The following is a 21,439-nucleotide window of genomic DNA, read 5'->3' as shown; positions in this document are numbered from 1 at the left end:
CCGTTTCATAAAGAGAGATTGTTTCGATGCCTTCATTATTGACTGAAGCCCATCGTCAGCAGGTGCAGGCCGTTCTGGATGCCTGTCCCCTGGTGCCGGTGATCGCCATCAACAAGCCGGAAGAGGCGCTGCCGCTGGGTCGTGCCCTCGTTGCCGGCGGCATCAAGGTGCTGGAGATCACCCTGAGAACCCCTTACGGCCTGGACGCCATCCGCGAGCTGCGTGCCGAGCTGCCGGACGCCTGGGTGGGCGCCGGGACCGTGACCACCGTCGAGCAGTACCGGCAGGTGGAAGAGGCGGGTGCCCAGTTCGTCATTACGCCAGGTCTGACCCAGAGCCTGCTGGATTACTCCATTACGGCCAAGGCACCGCTGCTGCCGGGTATTTCCACCATCTCCGAGATGATGATGGGATATGAGCGTGGCTTCCGGCATTTCAAGTTCTTCCCGGCGGAAGCCTCGGGCGGTCGCCCGGCGCTGAAAGCCTTTGCCGGTCCTTTCGGTGACGTGGTGTTCTGCCCAACCGGCGGCATCAGCCCGGATACTGCCAGTGATTATCTGGCGCTGCCCAACGTGGTGGCCGTAGGCGGCAGCTGGCTGACCCCGAAAGATGCCATCGCCGCCGGCGATTGGGATAAGGTCACTGAGGTGGCCCGGGACAGCCTGGAGCGCCTCAAGTAGGCGTTCCGGCCCGTTCATGCCCGCATAAGAAAGGCGCCCCGATGTGGGCGCCTTTTCGTTTCGACATGACGCCAGGGAGCGTCATCACGTCTCTCAGGACTGTTGCAGATCGGCCAGCTTGCGGCGGGCTTCGTTGCCGATTTCGCCTTCGACGTCGGCGATAGCGGAGTAGTACTGGACCGCTTCGTCCTTGCGTCCCTGCCTGGCGGCGATATCGCCCAGTCGCAGGTAGGCGATGGAGGTCGGGACCACATCGTTGGCCGCTTTCAGGTCAGCCTGTGCGGCATCCAACTGGTCCGCGTCGAGGTAGCCCAGGCCGCGGTGGATGCGGTAGCTGAACATCTCGGGGTAGAGTGAAACCGCTTTGTCGAAATCCTTCAGTGCGGCCGTGGACTTGTCCTGCTCCTCAAGAATCTGTCCGCGAAGCACGTAAAAGGCGGGCTCGTTGGGTTCGATACGAATGGCTTCGTTGATTTTCTTCAGCGCGCCGTCCAGGTTTTCGGCCTGCGCCATTTCCAGGGCCTTTTCCTGAGCGTCGTAGGCCGGTTGTTTGCTACGCAGGTAGGCCAGATGATTGCTGTACTCCTGCTTGCCGCGGAAGCCGCCCGGGTTGCCCAGTTCGTCGACCAGGGCCTGGTTGGCGTTGACGCGCTCCTGCGAAGGCGGGTGGGAGGCGAACAGGCCGTCGATCCAGCTGGCGTTCTGCCCCTCCGACAGCTTTACGAAGATTCTCTGCAGTTCCACCGCAGCCTGCGGGTCGTAGCCGGCCCGCACCATGTACTCGATGCCGTAGTGATCTGATTCCAGCTCATGGCCCTGGCTGTATTGCGCCATGGTCAGTTGGCTGCCCACGGCGGCGCCACCCATGATCAGTGACGCGTAGTCGTTGTCGGACAACGCGATCCCCAGGCCGGCGATCCCCGCGTTGAGGAGCATGCCCTGCTGCATGCGCTGCACGCTGTGGCGAGCGGCGGCGTGTACGATCTCGTGGCCCAGCACGGAGGCCAGCTGCGCTTCGTCCTCCAGCTTGGTGAGCAGTCCCCGGTTGATGGCGATTTTGCCCGAGGGCAGAGCCCAGGCATTGGGGACGCCGCTGTTGAGCACCACGAACTCGTAGGGCAGGTCGGGGCGGTCGCTGACCCTGGCCAGCTTCTGTCCCACCTTCGACACGTACGCCGCCAGCTCCGGATCGGCCGTGTATTCGCCGCCCTGGATCTGCACGGTGGGCTTGTATTGCTCCTCGCCCAGGGCCATTTCCTGGCTTTCGGAAATCAGCGACAGCTGGCTCTCCCCGGTGACCGGGTTAACCGAGCAGCCGGTCAGGATGAGCGCCAGGGTGGCGAGTAGGGTAGCGGGTAACACGTTAAATCGCACAGCGAACTCCATCATCCAACGATTTCATGTTCCAGGTTATAACACAGTTGTGTGGGTCTTCGGTGCCTGCCGGCAAAACAGGCTTAGCTGTCTGTATTATGGCGACATTCCGGGGCATTCTGTATCATTTTGAGGATCGGGCTCCGGCCCGCCCCGGGCCAAATGGGCCCCGTCTTCACCACCCTGATAACGGATCGTTTCCGGATGGTACCTTTTCTGGACCTGATTGCCCTGGCCTGGTTTCTTGTGTGCTGGCTGGGTTACAGCGAGTATTCCCGACGCAAGGCCGACGACCGGCCCTGCCTTTCCAACACCCTGGACCTGTACCGCGAGGACTGGATGCGGGGCATGCTGAGTCGCGGCAACCGAATCGCCGACGCTTCGGTGGTGGGGAACCTGGAGCGCAATGGCGCCTTCTTCGCTTCCAGTTGCCTGCTGATCCTGGCGGGTCTGTTGACCGCCATGGGTTATACCCAGGAAGTGATGGAAGTGTTCAGTTCCCTGCCGTTTGCCAGCAGCGGCAACCGGGTGGTCTGGGAGATCCGCCTGTTCATGCTGATGCTGGTGTTCGTCTACGCCTTCTTCAAGTTCACCTGGTCCATGCGCATGTACAATTTCGCCTCGGTTCTGATTGGCGGTGCCCCGTTGAACGACGACAAGCAGGTGTCGCCGGCGGCCCGCGAGGCCTTCGCGCGCAGCTCAGCCCGGGTGTGCAGCCTGGCCGGTGATGCCTTCAACCTGGGGCTGCGTTCGTACTATTACGCGCTGGCGGTGGTAACCTGGTTTGTCCACCCCGCCTGCTTTATCGTGGCGTCCAGTCTGGTGGTTTTCATTCTCTATCGCCGGGAGTTCAAGTCGGACGCCCTGGACGCACTGCGTTCCGGCAAGGTGTTCGATGATCCAGCCTCCAAATCGAAGGACGACGCCGAGTCGTCGGCAACTGCAAGGTAGAACAGATGACGAACGATCGGACCCGGTTCAACCGGGTCAGTCGGTTTATCGAAACCCTGGCCCAGGCCAGGGAACTGGGCGTGAGCGTCGAGGTAGCGCGGGACAACCACCTGGTCCTCAAGCTACCGTACAGCGACCGCATCATCGGCAATCCGGACACCCGGATCATCCACGGTGGCGCGATCACCACGTTGATGGACACGACGTCCGGTTCCGTGGTGCTGTGCGCGCTGGACGAGTTTGAGCTGTGTCCCACCCTCGACTTGCGGGTGGATTACATGCGCCCGGCGGTCCCGGACGAGCCGGTATACGCTCGGGCCGAGGCGTATCGCGTGACGCGCAATATCATCTTCACCCGTTGCGAGGCGTATCAGGCCCACGACAACCAGACCATTGCCAATTGCGTGGCCACCTTCATGCGCATTGGCAAGGAAGCCACGCCCAAAGCGTACCGGGACCAGATCACGGGAGACGACGCATGACCAGTCCCGAAGTCCTTCGTTACACCCAGGAAACCGGCGACTTCTCACGGATGCTGGCGGAGATTCCCTATGCCCAGACCATCGGCCTGGCCTGCGACCGGTTCGGCGACGATCTGATCTTCCGCCTCCCGCGCAAGCCGGAGAACCTGGGTAACCCGGTGTTGCCGGCCATCCACGGTGGAGTGATCGGTGGTTTCATGGAGCTGTCGGCGGCCATCTATCTGATGATGTCCCAGGACACGCTGCGCATGCCGCGGATCGTCGACTTCTCCCTCGACTACCTGCGTGCCGGCCTGGACCGGGAAACCTACGCCGAGTGCCGGCTGACCCGCCAGGGGAACCGGGTCGCCAATGTGATGATCACCGCCTGGCAGAAGTCCCGCAACGAACCCATTGCCACCGCCCGGGCGCATTTCCTGATGGAGGACTGAGCCCGCCAGCGGTGTTGTCCGGGCAGACTGCGGTGCGGATTACCGTGCGAAGTGCCGGGCGAATCCGGTGGCCGCATGTCAGCTTGCCCAATCCTCTTGAAATGGGGGCGAGTGCCCCAATCTCCTTTGCCAGACCCAATGGGCCCGCTCCGTCAAGCGGGCCCTGTGACTGTTTAGACAGGTACTGAGCAAGGAGATACAGCCACCATGACGGTCGAGACGCAGAAAGAAACCCTGGGCTTCCAGACCGAGGTGAAGCAGCTGCTTCACCTGATGATCCATTCGCTTTACTCCAACAAGGAAATCTTCCTGCGGGAGTTGGTATCCAACGCTTCCGATGCCGAGGACAAGCTGCGCTTTGCCGCGCTGAAGGATGACGGCCTCTTTGAGGACGATCCCGATCTCAGGATCCGCCTGGCCTACGACAAGGAAGCGAATACCGTCACCCTGAGTGATAACGGCATCGGCATGAGCCGTGACGACGTGATCGAGAACCTGGGCACCATCGCCCGGTCCGGCACCGCCGAATTCCTCAGTCAGCTCACCGGTGACGAGAAGAAAGACAGCAAGCTGATCGGTCAGTTTGGCGTGGGTTTCTATTCCGCCTTTATCGTCGCCGACCGCGTCGAGGTCTTTACCCGTCGCGCCGGACTGCCGGCGGAAGAGGGCGTTCACTGGGAGTCGACCGGTGACGGCGAATTCACCATTGAACAGACCGATCGCGCCGCGCGCGGCACCGAAATTGTGCTGCACCTGAAGCCGGAAGCATCCGAGTTCGCCGACGGCCACCGCCTGCGCAGCCTGATCAAGAAGTACTCCGACCACATTTCCTTCCCGGTTGTCATGAAGGCCGAAGAGCCGGCCGACGAAGACGGCAACGAACCGGAAGCGAAGGAAGAGACCGTCAACGAAGCCACGGCGCTGTGGACCCTGCCGCGTACCGAGATCAAGGACGAGGAGTACAAGGGCTTCTACAAGCACATCGCCCACGACTTCGAGGATCCGCTGACCTGGTCCCACAACAAGGTGGAAGGCAAGCTGGATTACACCAGCCTGCTGTACATCCCCAAGCGCGCGCCGTTCGACCTGTACAACCGCGAAGCGCCGCGTGGCATCAAGCTGTACGTCCAACGCGTGTTCATCATGGACCACGCCGAGCAGTTCCTGCCGCTGTACATGCGCTTCGTCAAAGGCGTGGTGGACTCCAACGACCTGTCGCTGAACGTCTCCCGTGAGATTCTCCAGAACGACAGCACCGTGGAGAGCATCAAGTCCGCGCTGACCAAGCGTGTCCTGGACATGCTGGGCAAGCTGGCGAAGAAAGAGCCGGAGGAATACCAGGGCTTCTGGAACGAGTTTGGCACCGTGCTCAAGGAAGGTCCGGCCGAGGACTTCAGCAACCGCGAGAAGATCGCCGGCCTGTTGCGTTTCGCGTCCACCCACAGCGGTGAGCCGACTGAAAACGTGTCGCTGGCCGATTACGTCGGGCGCATGAAGGAAGGTCAGAAGAAGATCTACTACATCACCGCCGACAGCTTCACCGCGGCCAAGAGCAGCCCGCATCTGGAAGTCTTCCGCAAGAAGGGTATCGAGGTGCTGATCCTGTCCGATCGCATTGACGAGTGGATGATGGGTTACCTCACTGAGTTCGACGGCACACAGCTGCAGGACGTCGCGCGCGGCGAGCTGGATCTGGGCGAGGTCGAGACCGAGGAAGACAAGAAGCACCAGGAAGAAGCTACCGAAGCCCACAAAGGGCTGCTGGAGCGGATCAAGACGGCGCTGGACGACCGGGTCCAGGAGGTGCGCGTAACCAACCGCCTGACCGAATCGCCGGCCTGTCTCGTGGTGGGTGACTTCGACATGGGCGCCCAGATGAAGAAGATCATGGAGGCCGCCGGCCAGAAAGTGCCGGACAGCAAGCCGATCTTCGAGATCAACGTGGAGCACCCGCTGGTGGCACGTCTGGAGTCGGAAGCATCGGACGATCAGTTCGCCGATCTCGCCGCCGTACTCTTCGACCAGGCGACCCTGGCCAGCGGTGAGCAGCTTCAGGATCCGGGCAGCTACGTCAGCCGCCTGAACCGTCTGTTGCTGGACATGAGCAACCGTTGATGCAGTCCATTGTGGTGGATATCGCCATCGGCCCTGAAGAGTGGATCCGACTCTATCAGGGCACGGCCCACCACGTTCATGCGGTGTCCCGGGACGGACGTTCCGTCCAGTTCCCGGCCCGCATCCTTTCCCGCTTTGCCTTACGCGACGGCGTGAACGGCTCCTTCCGTATCGATTTCGACGATCAGGGCCGGTTCCAGGCCATTTCCCGCCTCTGAAGCAGGCCGTGCCAGGTGTTCCGTTTTCGGTCCCCTCGCCATGCCACCGTCCATACACATCGCCATCTATAGAAAATTACTTTTAAAATATTAAAGGCAATTGATTATATTGTCGGTCGGCCATTTCCTAGAATGATGTTCATAGGGCCCATGCAGCCCGGACATCAGAATCAGGGAGAGAGACCATCATGAAACACGGCCAGAATAACCGGACGCTGATCCGCTGGATCGAGTACTACGCCAATTTCGCGTTGTCCCAGTAAGGGGCAGCGGACGCCGATTACCCCACCCAACGAACACTCTCTTTGGCCGGTTGCGGAAGCTACCGGCTTTTTTTTGTCCGGATTATCCCTACAATGCGCGGCAGATACTTCCGGAAGAATGCCATGCGCCTGTTTCTCGCCCCGATGGAGGGGCTGGTCGACTGTTACATCCGCGAACTGCTGACGGCCGTCGGTGGGATCGACCGTTGTGTGACCGAGTTCATTCGGGTGACCCGCGGCCAGTTGCCGCCCCGGGTGTTCTATCGTTTTGCCCCCGAACTGCGTCAGGGGTCGGTGACCCGCGCCGGGGTGCCGGTTGCGGTTCAACTGCTGGGCTCCCATGTGTCGCAGGTGGCCTGGCACGCCGCCAGGGCGGTGGAGCTCGGCGCGCCCCAGGTTGACCTGAACTTCGGCTGCCCGGCCAAGACGGTGAACAAGCACAAAGGCGGCTCCATTCTCATGCGTGAGCCGGATTTGATGCATGCCCTGGTGTCGGCCGTGCGTGAGGCGGTCCCGGCGGAGATCCCGGTCACGGCCAAGATGCGGCTGGGTTACGACGACCGCTCGATGGGCGTGGCCTGCGGCGAAGCGCTGGCGGACGCCGGCGCCGATGAGATCTGCATCCATGCCCGCAGCAAGGTGGACGGCTATCGTCCGCCGGCTTACTGGGAGGAAATCGCCCGGGTGCGGGAGCGGGTCAGCGTTCCGGTCATCGCTAACGGCGATGTCTGGTCAGTGGCGGACTACTGGCGCTGCCGCGAGATTTCCGGTTGTGACGACGTGATGATCGGCCGGGGCCTGGTGGCGCAGCCGGACCTGGCTCGCCAGATCAAGGCGAGTCAGGCGGGAGAGCCATGTGATCCGATGCCTTGGCGTGATGTTGTGCCGTTGTTGATCGACTACAGCCAGACGCTGCAGACGTTTCTTGAGCCGCGTTATGTCACCGGTCGCATCAAACAATGGCTGAACTACACGCGCCGCCCTTACGCCGAGGCGGATGCCGCCTGGAGTCAAGTCAAGCGGATGAACGATCCTGACGAGGTGTGCCGGCTGCTGAGGGCCAGTGCGGGTTTGGTTGGGGAACTGGCCGAGAGCGCCTGACGGCGACGGCCGGGGAAACCGTTTAGGGAAAGGGCAATGCCGGCGCCCGCGGGCGCCGGCGGCATCGCGCGCCTAGCGTTTTGGCTTGGCGGCGTCTACCAGGAAGGAGAGGGCGTCACCGGCCGGGATGTCCTGGCGGTCCGCATCGCTGCGGCCCTTGTATTCCAGGGTGCCGGCTTCCAGACCGCGGTCGGACACCACCACCCGGTGGGGGATGCCGATCAGCTCCATGTCCGCGAATTTCACGCCTGGCCGTTCGTTACGGTCGTCCAGCAGCACGTCCAGGCCGGCATCGCGCAGATCACTGTACAGTTTTTCCGCCGCTTCCCGGACCGCCGGCGACTTGTGCCCATTGAGGGTGACCACGACCACCTGGAACGGCGCGATAGCCGTCGGCCAGAGGATGCCTTTGTCGTCGTGGTTCTGCTCGATGGCGGCCGCCACGATTCGCGATACGCCAATGCCGTAACAACCCATGTCGAGCAGGGCGGACTTGCCGTTCTCGTCCAGTACGGTGGCGTTCATCGCCCGGCTGTATTTGTTGCCCAGCTTGAAAATGTGGCCCACTTCGATGCCGCGCTTGATTTCCAGGTGGCCATCACCGGTCGGGCTGGGGTCGCCTTCGACGATGTTGCGCAGGTCCTCGACCCGGCCCAGGGGCAGGTCGCGCTCCCAGTTGACGCCGGTCAGGTGCACATCATCGGTGTTGGCGCCGCAGATGAAATCGGCCAGATGGGCGGCGCTGCGGTCGACGATGACCGGAATCGGCAGATCGACCGGGCCAATGGAGCCGGCACCGCAGCCGATGGTCGCCTTGATCTCTTCGTCCGTCGCCATGGTCAGCGGCTCGGCCACGTCCGGCAGGTTTTCCGCCTTGATTTCGTTCAGTTCGTGGTCGCCACGAAGCACCAGCGCCAGCAGGCCCTGGTTGCCGTCGTCATCGGCGGCGGCCTTGACGATCAGCGTCTTGACCGTGCGTGCCGCATCCACCTTCAGGAAGGCGGCCAGATCGGCGATGGTGTGCTGGTCCGGGGTGTCGACCCGGGCCATGTCCTCGCCTGGCGCCGGACGTTCACCGGCCGGCGCTACGGCCTCGGCCTTCTCGATGTTGGCGGCGTACTGGCCGCCGCTGCTGAAGGCGATGGCGTCTTCGCCCGAGGAGGCCAGCACATGGAACTCGTGGGACGAACTACCGCCGATTGCTCCGGAATCGGCTTCCACCGGGCGGTAGTCGAGGCCCAGCCGGTCGAAGATGTTGCAGTAGGTGCGATGCATGACCTGATAGGTTTCGTCCAGGGAGGCCTGATCGACGTGGAACGAGTAGGCGTCCTTCATGACGAATTCGCGAGCGCGCATCACACCGAAGCGCGGCCGGCGCTCGTCACGGAATTTGGTCTGGATCTGGTAGAAGTTCGCCGGCAGCTCCTTGTAGCTCTTGAGCTCGTTGCGCATGAGGTCGGTGATGACTTCCTCGTGGGTCGGGCCAAAGCAGAAGTCGCGGCCGTGCCGGTCGTTGAGGCGCAGCAGCTCGCCGCCGTACTGTTCCCAACGCCCGGATTCCTGCCACAGCTCAGCGGGCTGGATGGCTGGCATCAGCACTTCCTGTGCGCCGCTCCTGTCCATTTCCTCGCGGACGATCCGTTCCACCTTGCGCAGAACCCGAAGCCCCATTGGCAGCCAGGTGTACAGGCCGGCGGCGAGTTTGCGGATCATGCCCGCTCGGAGCATGAGCTGGTGACTGACGATTTCCGCGTCGGAGGGAGTTTCTTTCAGTGTGGCAATCAGATAACGGCTTGCGCGCATCTCGGAATCCGTATTCTTTATATGGGTTATCGGTCAGCGATACCGGTCGGCTTGTTCACTGCAGCGCTTGCTGCCGTCGTCGCGACCGGCGGGCTATTCCTATCATTCGATCAGCCCGTTATTGTACGGAGCCGGTAGGGTTACGTACAGGCAAAGGTGCCCGGCCTTTCAGGCACGCTTTTGAGTAGACCAAAAGGGCGCCAGCAACAATAATTAAAGGAGAACGTCATGACGTTGAGTGCCAGCGAGGTGGAGTCGCTGATTCGCGATGGGGTGCCCATGGCGGGGGACATCGACTTCCGCGTGGAGGCGGTCGATAACGGCTTTGCCCGAACCCGGGTACCGTTTGCCGGCAATCTGGTGCGTCCGGGCGGGACGCTGTCCGGCCCGGTGCAGATGGCGCTGGCCGATGCCTCGATGTATGCCGCCATCCTTGCCTCGCTGGGACGGGTGGAAATGGCGGTCACCAGTAACCTGAACATCAATTTCCTGCAGAAGCCGGCGGCGGCCGACCTGATCGCCGAGGCCGTGGTTCTGCGAATGGGGCGCCGCCTGGCGTTCTGCGAAGTCCGCTTGCTGTCCGGCGAGGAAGAGCGTCTGGTGGCGCACGTGACCGGGAGCTACGCTTTGCCGGCCTGACGGTGGGCCTGTGTGGGGTGGCTCGACAGGGTGCGATGCCATGACTCACGCCAGTGAACATAGCCAGCGGCGGACGCCCCGACAGGCGCGCAGTCGGGAGCGGGTGGAAGCCATTCTCGAGCATGCCTCGCGGATCTTCCATGAGTCCGGGGTGGATGGCACCAGCATGTCCGCCATTGCCCGCAGCGCTGACATGTCCCTGGCGTCACTCTATCGCTATTTCCCCAACAAGTCGGCGGTCGTCCGTGCCATCGCCGAGCGTCATGTGGTCCGGCTGGAACACGTTCTGCGTGAGCGTCTGGCCGCGTGCCGGCCCGACACCGTGGCGGAAACGCTGTTGGAGGTTTACTTCGCCTTCTACCGCGAAGAGCCGGCCTACCAGGCCATCTGGGCGGGCGTTGAAGCCATGCCGGAGCTGCAGGCGCTGGATCTTGATGAGCTCCGGGCCAACGCGGCGGATCTGGATGTCTACCTGGCGAGACATTTCCCGGACCTGCCGGTGGCGCGCCGTCACGCGGCCAGCATGATGCTGCCCCGTGCGTGCGGCAGTCTGCTGAGGCTGGCCATGACTTTGCCTGAGTCAAGCGGGCGGGCCTTGCTGGATGAACTGAAACGGATGGTCCGGGCGTACCTCCATGCGCTTGAAGATTGAAGGTCTTCTCCAGACTGACCCTCTCGCTGACTGGCTTGAGGATGGAATCTTGACCAAAAGGAGTCTCCCGGTGGCTGTCAGCCTCAAATACCCCCTTTCACTGTTTCTGGTTGTGCTGTTGGCCGGTTGCACCGGCGTGCCAGATCGCGTTCAGCCGGTCACGGGTTTCCAGCCCGACCGATACCTGGGCACCTGGTATGAAATCGCCCGCCTGCCGCATCCCTTCGAAGAGGGGTTGAGCTACGTGCAGGCGACCTACACCGAGAACGAAGACGGCAGCATCGATGTCCTGAACGAGGGTTTCAATGCGGAAGAGGGCCAATGGGAGCGGGCCGACGGTGTCGCCAAATTTGTGGGCGAGCCTGATACCGCGCATCTGAAGGTGTCCTTCTTCGGGCCGTTTTATGCCAGTTATGTCGTGATGGCGCTGGACAAGCAGGGTTACCAGTACTCCCTGGTGACCGGGCCGGACCGGGATTACCTGTGGATCCTGTCGCGGAAACCGACCCTGGACGAGCCGACCCGGCAGCGCCTGGTGGCCCAAGCGCGGGATGCCGGCTATCCGGTGGACGATCTGATCTGGGTGAACCAGTCCGGCGAGCCGCCGGTCCCACGCCCGCAACGCTGATGCGTGACGTCCTGCCGTTTACAGGTAGCCCAGCGGCAGGGCGGTGCTGTCGATCACACGCCGCAGCACGAAGCTGGAGTGGACGCCGCTGACCCCCTGGATCCGGGTGATCTTGTTGAGCAGGAACTCGTGGTAGACGTCCATGTCCGGCACCACCACTTTCAGCATGTAGTCCGCGTCCTGGCCGGTGATCAGGTAGCATTCCTGCACTTCGGGGTACTCGCCCACCTGTCGTTCGAAAGCCTCGAAGCGCTCCGGCGTATGACGGTCCATCCCGATCAGGATGATCGCCGTCAACGCCAGCCCCAGCTTCTTGTGGTCAAGCACCGTCACCCGGCGCAGGATGATACCGGCGTCTTCCAGTGCCCGTACGCGGCGGGAGCAGGGCGACGGCGACAGGCCCACCCGCTCCGACAGCTCCTGGTTGCTCAGCTCGCCGTGGCGTTGCAATTCATCGAGGATTTTACGGTCAATACGATCGAGTTTGATCAGGTTTTTGTCGCTCATGATAGAAAATGCCAAGTTCGATTGGTTTGGTGGCAGGGTCTACCAATAATGGCGGTAATCGGAGAAAATTAGCAAGCACATTGCGCTTGTGTTTTCCTATCCTGTATCCCGTTGTCGACAGTCCCCGCCACCGATCCGGGGTGAGGGGATGTCGGCAGCCAAGCGCTGACCCGGTGCATGTCCAGGCCAAAAGCCGCAGGACACGGAACACAGGATACCGAGCCCGTAAACAGGCGGGCCTTTATTTCACTTGAACCAGCAAGGAATCATCATGGCTTTCGATCATCGCAAATACGTTGCCTTCCAGCCGGTACGCAAGACCGACCGTCGCTGGCCCGACCAGGTTATCCAACACGCGCCGACCTGGTGTGCCGTTGACCTGCGGGATGGTAACCAGGCGCTAGTCAAGCCGATGTCCGTGGCGCAGAAGCAGCGCCTGTTCGACTTGCTGGTCAAGATCGGCATGAAAGAGATCGAGATCGGTTTCCCCGCCGCGAGCCAGCCGGACTTCGATTTCTGCCGCAAGCTCATCGAAGAGGACCGTGTGCCGGACGACGTGCACATCCAGGTGCTGACCCAGGCGCGTCCGGAATTGATTGCACGGACCTACGAAGCCTTGAAGGGCGCCAGGAATGCGATCGTTCACGTCTATAACTCCACCTCCACGGTGCAGCGGGAGAAGGTTTTCCGCATGGATCGTGAGGGCATCAAGGAGATCGCGGTGAACGGCGCGCGCATCGTCAAGGCGCACGCGGAGAAAGAGCCCAACACCAACTGGACTTTCCAGTATTCGCCGGAGAGTTTCACCGGCACCGAACTGGATTTTGCCGTCGAGGTGGTGGATGCGGTCAACGATGTCTGGCGTCCGGATCAGGGCCAACCGGTCATCATCAACCTCCCGGCGACGGTGGAGATGGCCACGCCGAACGTGTTTGCCGACCAGATCGAGTGGGTCTGCGACAACGTCAAGTACCGCGAGCACATCCAGATCAGCGTGCACACCCACAACGACCGGGGCTGTGGTGTTGCCGCCGCCGAGCTGGCGGTCATGGCTGGTGCCGACCGGGTGGAAGGCACCTTGATGGGCAACGGCGAGCGCACCGGTAACATGGACCTGGTCACCATGGCCATGAACGTGTACTCCCAGGGCATCGATCCCAAGCTGGACCTGTCCGGCATGGCCGAGATCACCGATGTGGTCGAAGCCTGTACCGAGATTCCGACGCATCCGCGTCATCCGTACGCCGGCGAGCTGGTTTTCACCGCCTTCTCAGGCAGTCACCAGGATGCAATCCGCAAATGCCTGTCCACCTACAGCGAAGACGACAAGTGGGAAATCGCGTATCTGCCGATTGATCCGCGCGATCTGGGGCGTCGTTACGAAGAAGTGGTGCGCATCAACAGTCAGTCCGGCAAGGGCGGCGTGGCCTATGTCCTGGAGCGGGATTACAACATCGCGATGCCCCGCTGGCTGCAGATCGAATTCTCCAAGGTGGTGCAGAATGCCGCGGAAACCGAAGGCGGCGAGGTGGATTCCGATACCATCCACCGGCTGTTCGAGGAGAAGTACCTGGCGGTACGTCCGGACTGGCGTCTGCGGGCCTACGACCTGCACCGCACCGATGAAAGCGTGAAGGCCACCATTGAGATTGGCGAAGAGCAGCGGGAGAAGCTGTCCGGCGCCGGTCTGGGTGCGGTGGAAGCCGTCGCGGCAGCGCTGGAGGAGCGCTTTGGCATGACCCTGGCGGTGGAAGCCTACGATGAGTTCGCGCTGGGCGAGGGCACCAATGCCAACGCCATGGCCTGCATCCGTATCCAGGTGAACGGTGAGCCGCACAGTGCCGCGGCACTGGCCGAGGACACCACGTCGGCCATCATGCAGGCGCTGTTGTCGGCCGTGGCCAATCACGTGGCCGTCGCTGAGTCGGGCAGCGCGGGGCGCGCAACGGCCTGATCAGCGGGGCAGACACGAAAAAGCCGACACCGGAGTGTCGGCTTTTTTATGGGCCAGCCATGCCACGAAGGTGACCGGCCAAATCGTGCGGGTCACAGCGGGGTTACATTTTCCGCCTGAGGTCCCTTCGGTCCCTGGGTCACAGTAAACTGCACCTGTTGACCTTCAGCCAGTGTACGGAAGCCACTCGCGTTAATGGCGCTGTAGTGAACGAAAACGTCACTGCCGCCTTCCTGAGCAATAAAACCAAAGCCCTTAGCTTCATTGAACCACTTTACATGGCCAGTTTTGGTATCCGACATTTATCTTCTTTCCTGTATTTCTGAGATTGAAGCCCGTTACGGGGTAGGCCTTTTCCGGAGAAAAAGCGGATGTGCTGAGATTCAACAGAGAGTACCGAGGAAGGGACCAACGCAGAGCAATTCAAGCTGACCGTGGTAACGCTTTCACAGAATACCGCTGTCTTTCCACAGCAAATTCAGTATAGACCTTGATCAAAGGCCGTCAAAGAAAATATTCGGCCCAAAAAACAGGTATTTCCGGGGAGTTCGGTGCTTTTTTGCTGTTTTCGGTCCGGGTAAGCGCCGATTTGACCGGGGTGCTCGCCCGGACCGAAAGTTTGTTCTTTTTCAACAGGTTCAGGGCAACCCGGTGATCAGCGCCTGAAACGGTCTTCAATGTCACCGAGGATGGCCGGGTCGTCGATGGTCGACGGCACTGAATAGTCATCGCCGTCGGCGATGCTGCGCAGCACACGCCTGAGGATCTTGCCGGAACGCGTCTTGGGCAGGCGGTCGACGATCATGGCGCGGCGGAAAAAGGCCACCGCGCCGATGCGTTCCCGCACCATGTCCACCAGCTCTTCCTCCAGTTCGTCCTGTTCGATGGTGGCGCCGTCCTTGAGCAACACCAGGCCCACCGGCACCTGCCCGCGCATCTCATCCTGCACGCCAATCACACAGCACTCCGCCACGGCCGGGTGGGAGGCCACCACTTCCTCCATTTCACCCGTCGATAGCCGGTGCCCGGCCACGTTGATGACGTCGTCGGTGCGTCCCATGATGAAGACGTAGCCATCCTCGTCGATGAAGCCGCCGTCACCAGAGCTGTAGTAGCCAGGCATCGGGGCGAGGTAGGTTTTGACGAAACGCGCCTGATCGCCCCAGATACCGCTCAGGCAGCCCGGCGGCAGCGGCAGCCCTACCGCCACCAGGCCTTGCTCTCCGGGCGGTAAGGGGGTGCCGTTGAAATCCAGTATCCGCACGTTGTAGCCGGGGGACGGCATGGTCGCCGAGCCGGGTTTGGTGGGCAGGGTCTGCAGCCCCACCGGGTTACAGCAGATGGCCCAGCCGGTTTCGGTTTGCCACCAGTGGTCGAGTACCGGCAGTCCGGTCTTCTCTCGAAGCCAGTCATAGGTCGGTGGATCGAGCCGCTCGCCGGCCAGCAGGATGCGGTGCAGGGACGAAATATCGTACTTAAGCAGTTCGTCCGCTTCCGGATCTTCCTTGCGCACGGCCCGGAAGGCGGTGGGCGCGGTGAACAGGATGTTGACCCGGTGATCGGCACAGACGCGCCAGAAAGCCCCGGCATCCGGCGTTTTCACCGGTTTGCCTTCGTAGAGGATGGTGGTGCAGCCGGTAATCAGCGGCCCGTAGACGATGTAGCTGTGGCCCACGACCCAGCCGACGTCCGACGCTGCCCAGAACACGTCGCCGGGCTTGGCGCCGTAGACCAGCGACATGCTGTAGCGCATGGCCACCGCGTGGCCGCCGTTGTCCCGCACCACGCCCTTGGGTTTGCCGGTGGTGCCGGAGGTGTAGAGTATGTAGAGCGGATCGCCGGATTTCACCGGCACAGGGTCTACGGGGCTGGCCTGGGCTTCCTGTTCGTGCCAGTCGAGATCGCGACCGCTGACCAGCGTTGCTTCCACTTGCGGCCGTGCCAGCACAATGCAGCACTGGGGCTTGTGCTGGGCCTCATCGATGGCCGCGTCCACCAGCGGTTTGTAGGGAATCACCTTCTGCACTTCGATACCGCAGGATGCGGTCAGGATTACTTTCGGACGGGCGTCGTCGATGCGTACGGCCAGTTCGTGGGCCGCAAATCCGCCGAACACCACCGAGTGGATGGCGCCAAGTCGGGCGCAGGCCAGCATGCCGATGACGGCTTCCGGGATCATGGGCATGTAGATGATCACGCGGTCACCCTTGCTGACGCCCTGCTCGGCCAGGGCACCGGCGAAGCGCGCCACCCGGTCAGTCAGTTCGTCGTAGGTGAAGGTCTGTTTCTGACCCGTGACCGGCGAGTCGTAAACCAGCGCGGCCTGGTCGCCGCGACCGTTGCGGATGTGAGCGTCGAGGGCCAGGTCGCAGGTGTTGAGTTCACCGTCCTCGAACCAGGTGTAAGTGTGCTCGTCGCTCTGGGTGAGGATTCGTTGTGGTGGCCGCATCCAGTCGATCTGCCGGGCTTTTTCCTTCCAGAAGGCTTCCGGCTGATCAATGGACGCGCGAAATTCGTCACGGTAACTCATGGAACCACCTCGCTTATTATCGGCATTGTGAAGGACGGTTTTCCTCCACTTTAGGTGGTTGTTTTTTAGTCGCCACTAGACAATGGGCTAACGGCGGCCAGGCATCGCTGGCGCGCCGGAAAACCGCGCTGCCCGGCCCGCCGGATCAGTCGTCGTCGAGCGGCCTGGCGGGCGTGTCGTCCGGGTGAACGGCGGTCACCATTGCCTCGATCGCCCCCTCGCCCAGGCGGGCGGTGATGCCGTCGCCGGCATAAAGATCGGAGGCGCGGCGAATCACGGACTTCTCCGGCGTGCCGACGATGGCGTAACCGCGATCCAGGGTGGCCAGTGGGCTGACCAGGTGCAGGGATTGTCCGGCGTGAGTCAGTCGTTCTTTCTGTTCGGTCAGGCGCCAGCCGATGGCGCGGCTGAGGCGTTCTCCCAGCTGGCGAGTCGTGGTCAGTCGGTCGTTGAGCAGGCGCTGCGGGTTCTGGGCGTCGAGCCGCTGTCGCTGTTGCTGCACCTGGCCTTGCAGGCGCTCAAGGCGCTGGCCGAGGACACCCTGCAGCCGCAGATCAAGTTCATCCAGGCGCTGCTGGTGCATCTGCAGCTCGCGGCGCGGATCGCGCAATCGTTGACCCAGGTGGCCCAACTGCTGGCTGGCGTGGCGCAGCAGGCGGCGCATGACGCTGTCCAGGCGATGGAATTGCTGGTCGAGCGTGCGCTGCCAGGCGCTCTGGTCCGGCGCCAGATGCTCGGCCGCGGCGGAGGGCGTGGGCGCGCGCAGATCGGCGACGAAATCGGCGATGCTAAAGTCGACCTCGTGGCCCACGGCGCTGACCGTGGGCAGGGCGCAGCCGGCGAGGGCGCGGGCTACCTTCTCTTCGTTGAACGGCCACAGGTCTTCCAGCGAGCCGCCGCCGCGACCAACGATCAGCACATCCGCGACGCCGTGCCGCTGGGCGTTGTCGATGGCGGCGACGATCTCGTCCGCGGCACCGGCGCCCTGTACCGACGTCGGGTAGAGCGTAACCGGAATCCCCGGGCAGCGACGCTTGAGCACCGTCAGAATGTCATGCACGGCGGCCCCGGTGGGGGAGGTAACGACGCCAATATGGCGCGGCACGGCGGGCAGGGCTTTCTTGCGGCTGTCCTCGAAAAGACCTTCCGCCTGCAGCTTCTGCTTGAGCGCCTCGAAGGCTTGCTGCAGGGCGCCGAGACCGGCGGGCTCCAGGCTCTCGGCGATGATCTGGTAATCGCCCCGACTCTCGTACAATGTGACCTTGCCCCGGATCAGCACCTGGTCGCCTTCCTTGGGGCGGGTGCCGACTTTCTGGTTGTGCCCGCGGAACATGGCGCAGCGTACCTGGCTCTTGGCGTCCTTGAGGGTGAAATACCAGTGTCCCGACGCCGGGCGCGAGAAGGACGACAGCTCGCCCTCCACCCACACCTGCAGGAAACTGACCTCCAGCAGATGTCGTACCTGATGATTCAGCTCGCTGACGGAAAGCGCGCGCGGGCGTGAGGCGGTGGCGGTTATATCCATAATATATAGGGGTTTTCCGAGAACCTTGGTGGTTAAAACAGGCGCAATTTCAAAAGGATGCAATAAAACAGGGTGATAATGCAGGTTGTCTGTACATTCACACCCTCATATAATAGATCGATTAAAGGGAGCGATGATAAACACGCTTCGGCAACTCCTCCAGTCCCGACCGGAAATCGAACCCTCTCGGGCCAGCTGGATACAGGTGCTGAAGCGTTTGTTTTATCTGAATTCCCTGATAGCTGCCGGACCTGCCTTTCCAACTCCAGTGCCGGCGTCTTCAGGGACAGGCCTCCCGGAAATTTAGCACGTTAGATTAAGGCGGGTCCCATGCTGCGTATTGCCGAAGAAGCCCTCACGTTCGATGACGTCCTCCTCGTTCCCGGTTATTCCGAAGTCCTGCCCAAGGATGTCAGCCTTGAGACGCAGCTGACGAAGGGCATTTCCCTGAACATCCCCCTAGTCTCTGCGGCCATGGACACCGTCACCGGTTCCGATCTGGCCATCGCCATGGCGCAGGAAGGCGGGATTGGCATCATCCACAAGAACATGAGCGTCGAGCAGCAGGCCGCTGCCGTTCGCAAGGTCAAGAAATACGAGAGCGGTGTGGTGAAAGACCCGATCACAGTCTCGCCCGACACCACGGTACGCGAGCTGATCGACATCACCGCCGCCAACAGCATCTCCGGCCTGCCGGTGGTGGACGGTCGTGACCTGGTGGGTATCGTCACCGGTCGCGACATCCGTTTCGAAAGCGGCCTGGATACCCGGGTGTCCGACATCATGACCCCCAAGGAAAAGCTGGTCACTGCCAAAGAAGGCGCCAGCCTCGACGAGGTCAAGAACCTGCTGCACCGTCATCGCATCGAGAAGGTGCTGGTGGTCAACGACGATTTTCAGCTGCGTGGCCTGATCACCGTCAAGGATATCCAGAAAGCCAAGGATTACCCGCTGGCCTGCAAAGACGAGCAGGGTCGCCTGCGTGTCGGCGCTGCGGTGGGTACCGGTGGTGACACCGAAGCACGGCTTGCGGCGCTGGTGGAAGCCGGCGTTGATGTGGTCGTGATTGACACCGCCCACGGCCATTCCCGCGGCGTGATCGAGCGTGTTCGCTGGACCAAGGAGAAGTATCCTGATGTCCAGGTGATTGGCGGTAACATTGCCACTGCCGAGGCGGCTCTGGCTTTGGCGGACGCCGGCGCGGACGCGGTCAAGGTGGGTATCGGCCCCGGTTCCATCTGTACCACTCGCATCGTCGCCGGTATCGGCGTGCCTCAGATCACGGCCGTTTCCAATGTCGCGGCGGCGCTGAAGGATCGCGGTGTTCCGCTGATCGCCGATGGCGGCGTCCGTTTCTCCGGTGACCTGGCCAAGGCCCTGGCGGCCGGCGCCTACAGCGTTATGGTTGGCAGCCTGCTGGCCGGTACCGACGAAGCACCGGGTGAAGTTGAGCTTTACCAGGGCCGTAGCTACAAGGCGTATCGTGGCATGGGCTCCCTGGGAGCGATGGGGCAGGGCTCCAGCGACCGTTACTTCCAGGATGCCAGCGAGGGTGTCGAGAAGCTGGTGCCGGAAGGTATTGAGGGTCGCGTGGCCTGCAAAGGCCCGATGCGCGCCATCGTGCATCAGCTGATGGGCGGCGTGCGCGCTTCCATGGGTTACACCGGTTGCGCCAACATGGACGAGATGCGTACACGGCCGCAGTTCTCGCGCATCACCAACGCGGGCATGCGTGAGAGCCACGTCCACGACGTGACCATCACCAAGGAAGCGCCGAACTATCGCGTCGGCTGATTCCAGCGGTGAATGATGACAGGCAAGCGGACAGCGCCGCTTCGCCGCTCGGGACTTGAGGCCGGCGCCTTGAGTCCGCTACCGGGGTGCGGGATATTGACTCGTGCCCCGTTCGTTTTTTCTGAGTTGAGGATTTCATGGTTCAAAACATTCATGACCACCGCATTCTGATCCTGGATTTTGGTTCCCAGTACACCCAGCTGATTGCCCGCCGCGTTCGTGAGATCGGTGTCTACTGTGAAATCCGTGCGTTCGATGTCACGGCCGAAGACATCGCCGAGTTCCGTCCCAAAGGCATCATTCTCGCCGGCAGCCCCGAATCGGTGACCGACCTGGGTGGGCCGCGCCCGCCGGAAGGGCTTTTCGACCAGGGTATCCCGGTGCTGGGTATCTGCTACGGCATGCAGGCGATGGCCGAGCAGCTCGGCGGCCGGGTGGCCAGCTCCGAGAAGCGCGAGTTTGGTTATGCCCAGGTCAAGGTCCGTGCCGAGGGGCCGTTGCTGAAAGACATCACCGATCACCTCACCGAGCAGGGCGAGTCCCTCCTGGACGTGTGGATGAGCCATGGTGACAAGGTCGTGGCCCTGCCGGATGGCTTCGAGCTGCTGGCCTCCACCGAAAGCGCACCGATCGCCGCGATGCAGAACGTCGAGCGCAAGCTCTACGGCGTCCAGTTCCACCCGGAAGTGACCCACACCCTGCAGGGCAAACGCATTCTGGAGCACTTCGTGCGGAACATCGCCGACTGTGAAGCGCTCTGGACCCCGGCCCAGATCGTCGACGACGCGGTGCGCCAGATTCGCGAACAGGTGGGTTCCGAGAAGGTGCTGCTGGGGCTGTCCGGTGGCGTCGATTCGTCCGTGACCGCGGCGTTGCTGCACAAGGCCATCGGTGACCAGCTCACCTGCGTGTTCGTGGACAACGGCCTGCTGCGTCTGCACGAGGGCGATCAGGTCATGGATATGTTCTCACGCAACATGGGCGTGAAAGTGATTCGCGCCGATTCCGAAGACCTGTTCCTGTCCAAGCTCAAGGGCGTGACCGATCCGGAAGAGAAGCGCAAGGTCATCGGCAATACCTTCATCGACGTGTTTGATGACGAGGCTACCCGCATCAAGGACGTCAACTGGCTGGCCCAGGGCACCATCTACCCGGACGTGATCGAGTCCGCCGCGTCCAAGACCGGCAAGGCTCACGTCATCAAATCCCACCACAATGTGGGCGGGTTGCCGGAGACCATGAAGCTCAAGCTGGTCGAGCCGCTGCGCGAGCTGTTCAAGGACGAGGTGCGCCGCATAGGCCTGGAACTGGGCCTGCCCTACGACATGCTCTACCGTCACCCGTTCCCGGGGCCGGGGCTGGGTGTGCGCATTCTGGGCGAGGTGAAGAAGGAATATGCCGACATCCTGCGTCGTGCCGATGCCATCTTCCTCGAAGAGCTGCATCGTGCCGACTATTACCACAAGGTCAGCCAGGCCTTCGCGGTCTTCCTGCCGGTGAAGTCGGTCGGCGTTGTCGGCGATGCCCGCCGTTACGAATATGTCATCGCCGTGCGCGCGGTCGAGACGGTCGATTTCATGACCGCCCGCTGGGCACACCTCCCGTACGAGCTGCTTGAGACCGTGTCGAGCCGGATCATCAACGAAATTTCCGGCGTATCGCGGGTCACCTACGACATTTCCTCCAAGCCGCCCGCCACAATTGAGTGGGAATAAGTCGCGCTCACCAGAGTGGAAATTTAACGGGATGGTAACGGAGCAGGCGAGTCATCAGGCGCAAGAGGATGTACGCT

General features: G+C 62.2%; 18 protein-coding genes and 1 pseudogene. 13 read left to right on the top strand and 6 right to left on the bottom strand.

Going from position 1 to position 21,439, the window contains the following annotated elements; translation table 11 throughout:
- Positions 1 to 26: 26 nt before the first annotated feature.
- Positions 27 to 680 (top strand): bifunctional 4-hydroxy-2-oxoglutarate aldolase/2-dehydro-3-deoxy-phosphogluconate aldolase, encoded by a 654-nt coding sequence (locus GQB00_RS04245; protein ID WP_111495904.1) that lies wholly within the window; start codon positions 27 to 29, stop codon positions 678 to 680.
- 93 nt (positions 681 to 773) lie between these two features.
- Here the strand turns inward: GQB00_RS04245 and GQB00_RS04240 are convergent, their stop codons facing one another.
- Complete coding sequence (locus GQB00_RS04240) at positions 774 to 2,066, bottom strand: M48 family metalloprotease (RefSeq protein ID WP_165856521.1); 1,293 nt, start codon at positions 2,064 to 2,066, stop codon at positions 774 to 776.
- A gap of 192 nt (positions 2,067 to 2,258) precedes the next feature.
- On the opposite strand from GQB00_RS04240, the gene GQB00_RS04235 reads away from it, so the two are divergent.
- The 6 genes from GQB00_RS04235 (at position 2,259) to GQB00_RS04210 (ending at position 7,615) form a co-directional block, all read left to right on the top strand.
- Positions 2,259 to 3,005, top strand: coding sequence for a DUF599 domain-containing protein (locus tag GQB00_RS04235; RefSeq protein ID WP_111495905.1), 747 nt, complete (start codon positions 2,259 to 2,261; stop codon positions 3,003 to 3,005).
- 5 nt (positions 3,006 to 3,010) lie between these two features.
- Positions 3,011 to 3,487: a PaaI family thioesterase gene (locus GQB00_RS04230; RefSeq protein ID WP_165855324.1), complete on the top strand. Its 477-nt coding sequence runs from the start codon at positions 3,011 to 3,013 to the stop codon at positions 3,485 to 3,487.
- The gene (locus GQB00_RS04225) at positions 3,484 to 3,918 is read left to right on the top strand and encodes a PaaI family thioesterase (protein WP_111495907.1); all 435 of its coding nucleotides are present in this window, start codon (positions 3,484 to 3,486) and stop codon (positions 3,916 to 3,918) included. The genes GQB00_RS04230 and GQB00_RS04225 overlap by 4 nt, the downstream gene beginning before the upstream one ends.
- A 207-nt stretch (positions 3,919 to 4,125) precedes the next feature.
- Positions 4,126 to 6,033, top strand: a complete 1,908-nt coding sequence (gene htpG / locus GQB00_RS04220; protein ID WP_165855323.1) for a molecular chaperone HtpG — start codon at positions 4,126 to 4,128, stop codon at positions 6,031 to 6,033.
- Complete coding sequence (locus tag GQB00_RS04215; RefSeq protein WP_111495909.1) at positions 6,033 to 6,251, top strand: DUF2835 domain-containing protein; 219 nt, start codon at positions 6,033 to 6,035, stop codon at positions 6,249 to 6,251. Before htpG ends, GQB00_RS04215 begins: the two co-directional genes overlap by 1 nt.
- Positions 6,252 to 6,637: 386 nt before the next feature.
- Complete coding sequence (locus GQB00_RS04210; RefSeq protein ID WP_165855322.1) at positions 6,638 to 7,615, top strand: tRNA dihydrouridine synthase; 978 nt, start codon at positions 6,638 to 6,640, stop codon at positions 7,613 to 7,615.
- A gap of 72 nt (positions 7,616 to 7,687) precedes the next feature.
- Here the strand turns inward: GQB00_RS04210 and GQB00_RS04205 are convergent, their stop codons facing one another.
- Entirely contained in the window at positions 7,688 to 9,418 is a 1,731-nt protein-coding gene (locus tag GQB00_RS04205; protein WP_165855321.1) for a proline--tRNA ligase, read from the bottom strand.
- A gap of 234 nt (positions 9,419 to 9,652) precedes the next feature.
- On the opposite strand from GQB00_RS04205, the gene GQB00_RS04200 reads away from it, so the two are divergent.
- The 3 genes from GQB00_RS04200 to GQB00_RS04190 are packed head-to-tail and all read left to right on the top strand — an operon-like array spanning position 9,653 to position 11,337.
- Positions 9,653 to 10,057: a PaaI family thioesterase gene (locus GQB00_RS04200; protein ID WP_228160619.1), complete on the top strand. Its 405-nt coding sequence runs from the start codon at positions 9,653 to 9,655 to the stop codon at positions 10,055 to 10,057.
- A gap of 40 nt (positions 10,058 to 10,097) precedes the next feature.
- Positions 10,098 to 10,709 carry a TetR/AcrR family transcriptional regulator gene (locus tag GQB00_RS04195; RefSeq protein ID WP_111495913.1) on the top strand — a complete coding sequence of 204 codons (612 nt, stop codon included), beginning with the start codon at positions 10,098 to 10,100 and terminating at the stop codon, positions 10,707 to 10,709.
- 49 nt (positions 10,710 to 10,758) lie between these two features.
- A complete protein-coding gene (locus GQB00_RS04190) occupies positions 10,759 to 11,337 on the top strand; it encodes a lipocalin family protein (protein WP_228276662.1) in 579 nt (192 codons plus the stop codon).
- An 18-nt stretch (positions 11,338 to 11,355) separates the two neighbouring features.
- On the opposite strand, the gene GQB00_RS04185 is transcribed toward GQB00_RS04190, so the two are convergent.
- Entirely contained in the window at positions 11,356 to 11,844 is a 489-nt protein-coding gene (locus tag GQB00_RS04185) for an Lrp/AsnC family transcriptional regulator (RefSeq protein ID WP_111495915.1), read from the bottom strand.
- A 271-nt stretch (positions 11,845 to 12,115) separates the two neighbouring features.
- Between GQB00_RS04185 and leuA the strand changes: the two genes are divergently transcribed.
- A complete protein-coding gene (gene leuA, locus GQB00_RS04180) occupies positions 12,116 to 13,798 on the top strand; it encodes a 2-isopropylmalate synthase (RefSeq protein ID WP_165855319.1) in 1,683 nt (560 codons plus the stop codon).
- Between the two features lie 92 nt (positions 13,799 to 13,890).
- On the opposite strand, the gene GQB00_RS04175 is transcribed toward leuA, so the two are convergent.
- The 3 genes and pseudogenes from GQB00_RS04175 to xseA form a co-directional block, all read right to left on the bottom strand.
- Positions 13,891 to 14,100, bottom strand: coding sequence for a cold-shock protein (locus tag GQB00_RS04175; RefSeq protein WP_111495917.1), 210 nt, complete (start codon positions 14,098 to 14,100; stop codon positions 13,891 to 13,893).
- Positions 14,101 to 14,453: 353 nt separating this feature from the next.
- Positions 14,454 to 16,340 (bottom strand): annotated as a pseudogene (locus GQB00_RS04170) (propionyl-CoA synthetase); the annotation flags it as partial.
- 133 nt (positions 16,341 to 16,473) lie between these two features.
- On the bottom strand, positions 16,474 to 17,853 hold the full coding sequence (gene xseA, locus GQB00_RS04165) for an exodeoxyribonuclease VII large subunit (RefSeq protein WP_165855318.1): 1,380 nt from the start codon (positions 17,851 to 17,853) through the stop codon (positions 16,474 to 16,476).
- A 330-nt stretch (positions 17,854 to 18,183) separates the two neighbouring features.
- Between xseA and guaB the strand changes: the two genes are divergently transcribed.
- Positions 18,184 to 19,647: an IMP dehydrogenase gene (gene guaB, locus GQB00_RS04160; RefSeq protein ID WP_111495920.1), complete on the top strand. Its 1,464-nt coding sequence runs from the start codon at positions 18,184 to 18,186 to the stop codon at positions 19,645 to 19,647.
- A gap of 137 nt (positions 19,648 to 19,784) precedes the next feature.
- Entirely contained in the window at positions 19,785 to 21,362 is a 1,578-nt protein-coding gene (guaA, locus tag GQB00_RS04155) for a glutamine-hydrolyzing GMP synthase (RefSeq protein WP_111495921.1), read from the top strand.
- Positions 21,363 to 21,439 lie beyond the last annotated feature (77 nt).

It is taken from the genome of Marinobacter sp. JSM 1782161 (assembly GCF_011421605.1).
Lineage (GTDB): Bacteria > Pseudomonadota > Gammaproteobacteria > Pseudomonadales > Oleiphilaceae > Marinobacter_A > Marinobacter_A bohaiensis.
Note: the sequence above shows the minus strand (reverse complement) of the source record. Positions and strands in the feature narration are given on the sequence as shown.

Excerpts from the sequence above, each read along its gene's own strand:
- GQB00_RS04215 (WP_111495909.1), top strand. The coding sequence starts at position 6,033 with ATGCAGTCCATTGTGGTGGATATCGCCATCGGCCCTGAAGAGTGGATC.
- GQB00_RS04230 (WP_165855324.1), top strand. The coding sequence starts at position 3,011 with ATGACGAACGATCGGACCCGGTTCAACCGGGTCAGTCGGTTTATCGAA.
- htpG (WP_165855323.1), top strand. The coding sequence starts at position 4,126 with ATGACGGTCGAGACGCAGAAAGAAACCCTGGGCTTCCAGACCGAGGTG.
- GQB00_RS04210 (WP_165855322.1), top strand. The coding sequence starts at position 6,638 with ATGCGCCTGTTTCTCGCCCCGATGGAGGGGCTGGTCGACTGTTACATC.
- GQB00_RS04195 (WP_111495913.1), top strand. The coding sequence starts at position 10,098 with ATGACTCACGCCAGTGAACATAGCCAGCGGCGGACGCCCCGACAGGCG.
- GQB00_RS04245 (WP_111495904.1), top strand. The coding sequence starts at position 27 with ATGCCTTCATTATTGACTGAAGCCCATCGTCAGCAGGTGCAGGCCGTT.
- GQB00_RS04235 (WP_111495905.1), top strand. The coding sequence starts at position 2,259 with ATGGTACCTTTTCTGGACCTGATTGCCCTGGCCTGGTTTCTTGTGTGC.
- GQB00_RS04225 (WP_111495907.1), top strand. The coding sequence starts at position 3,484 with ATGACCAGTCCCGAAGTCCTTCGTTACACCCAGGAAACCGGCGACTTC.
- guaA (WP_111495921.1), top strand. The coding sequence starts at position 19,785 with ATGGTTCAAAACATTCATGACCACCGCATTCTGATCCTGGATTTTGGT.
- xseA (WP_165855318.1), bottom strand. The coding sequence starts at position 17,853 with ATGGATATAACCGCCACCGCCTCACGCCCGCGCGCGCTTTCCGTCAGC.
- leuA (WP_165855319.1), top strand. The coding sequence starts at position 12,116 with ATGGCTTTCGATCATCGCAAATACGTTGCCTTCCAGCCGGTACGCAAG.
- GQB00_RS04175 (WP_111495917.1), bottom strand. The coding sequence starts at position 14,100 with ATGTCGGATACCAAAACTGGCCATGTAAAGTGGTTCAATGAAGCTAAG.
- GQB00_RS04185 (WP_111495915.1), bottom strand. The coding sequence starts at position 11,844 with ATGAGCGACAAAAACCTGATCAAACTCGATCGTATTGACCGTAAAATC.
- GQB00_RS04240 (WP_165856521.1), bottom strand. The coding sequence starts at position 2,066 with ATGGAGTTCGCTGTGCGATTTAACGTGTTACCCGCTACCCTACTCGCC.
- guaB (WP_111495920.1), top strand. The coding sequence starts at position 18,184 with ATGCTGCGTATTGCCGAAGAAGCCCTCACGTTCGATGACGTCCTCCTC.
- GQB00_RS04205 (WP_165855321.1), bottom strand. The coding sequence starts at position 9,418 with ATGCGCGCAAGCCGTTATCTGATTGCCACACTGAAAGAAACTCCCTCC.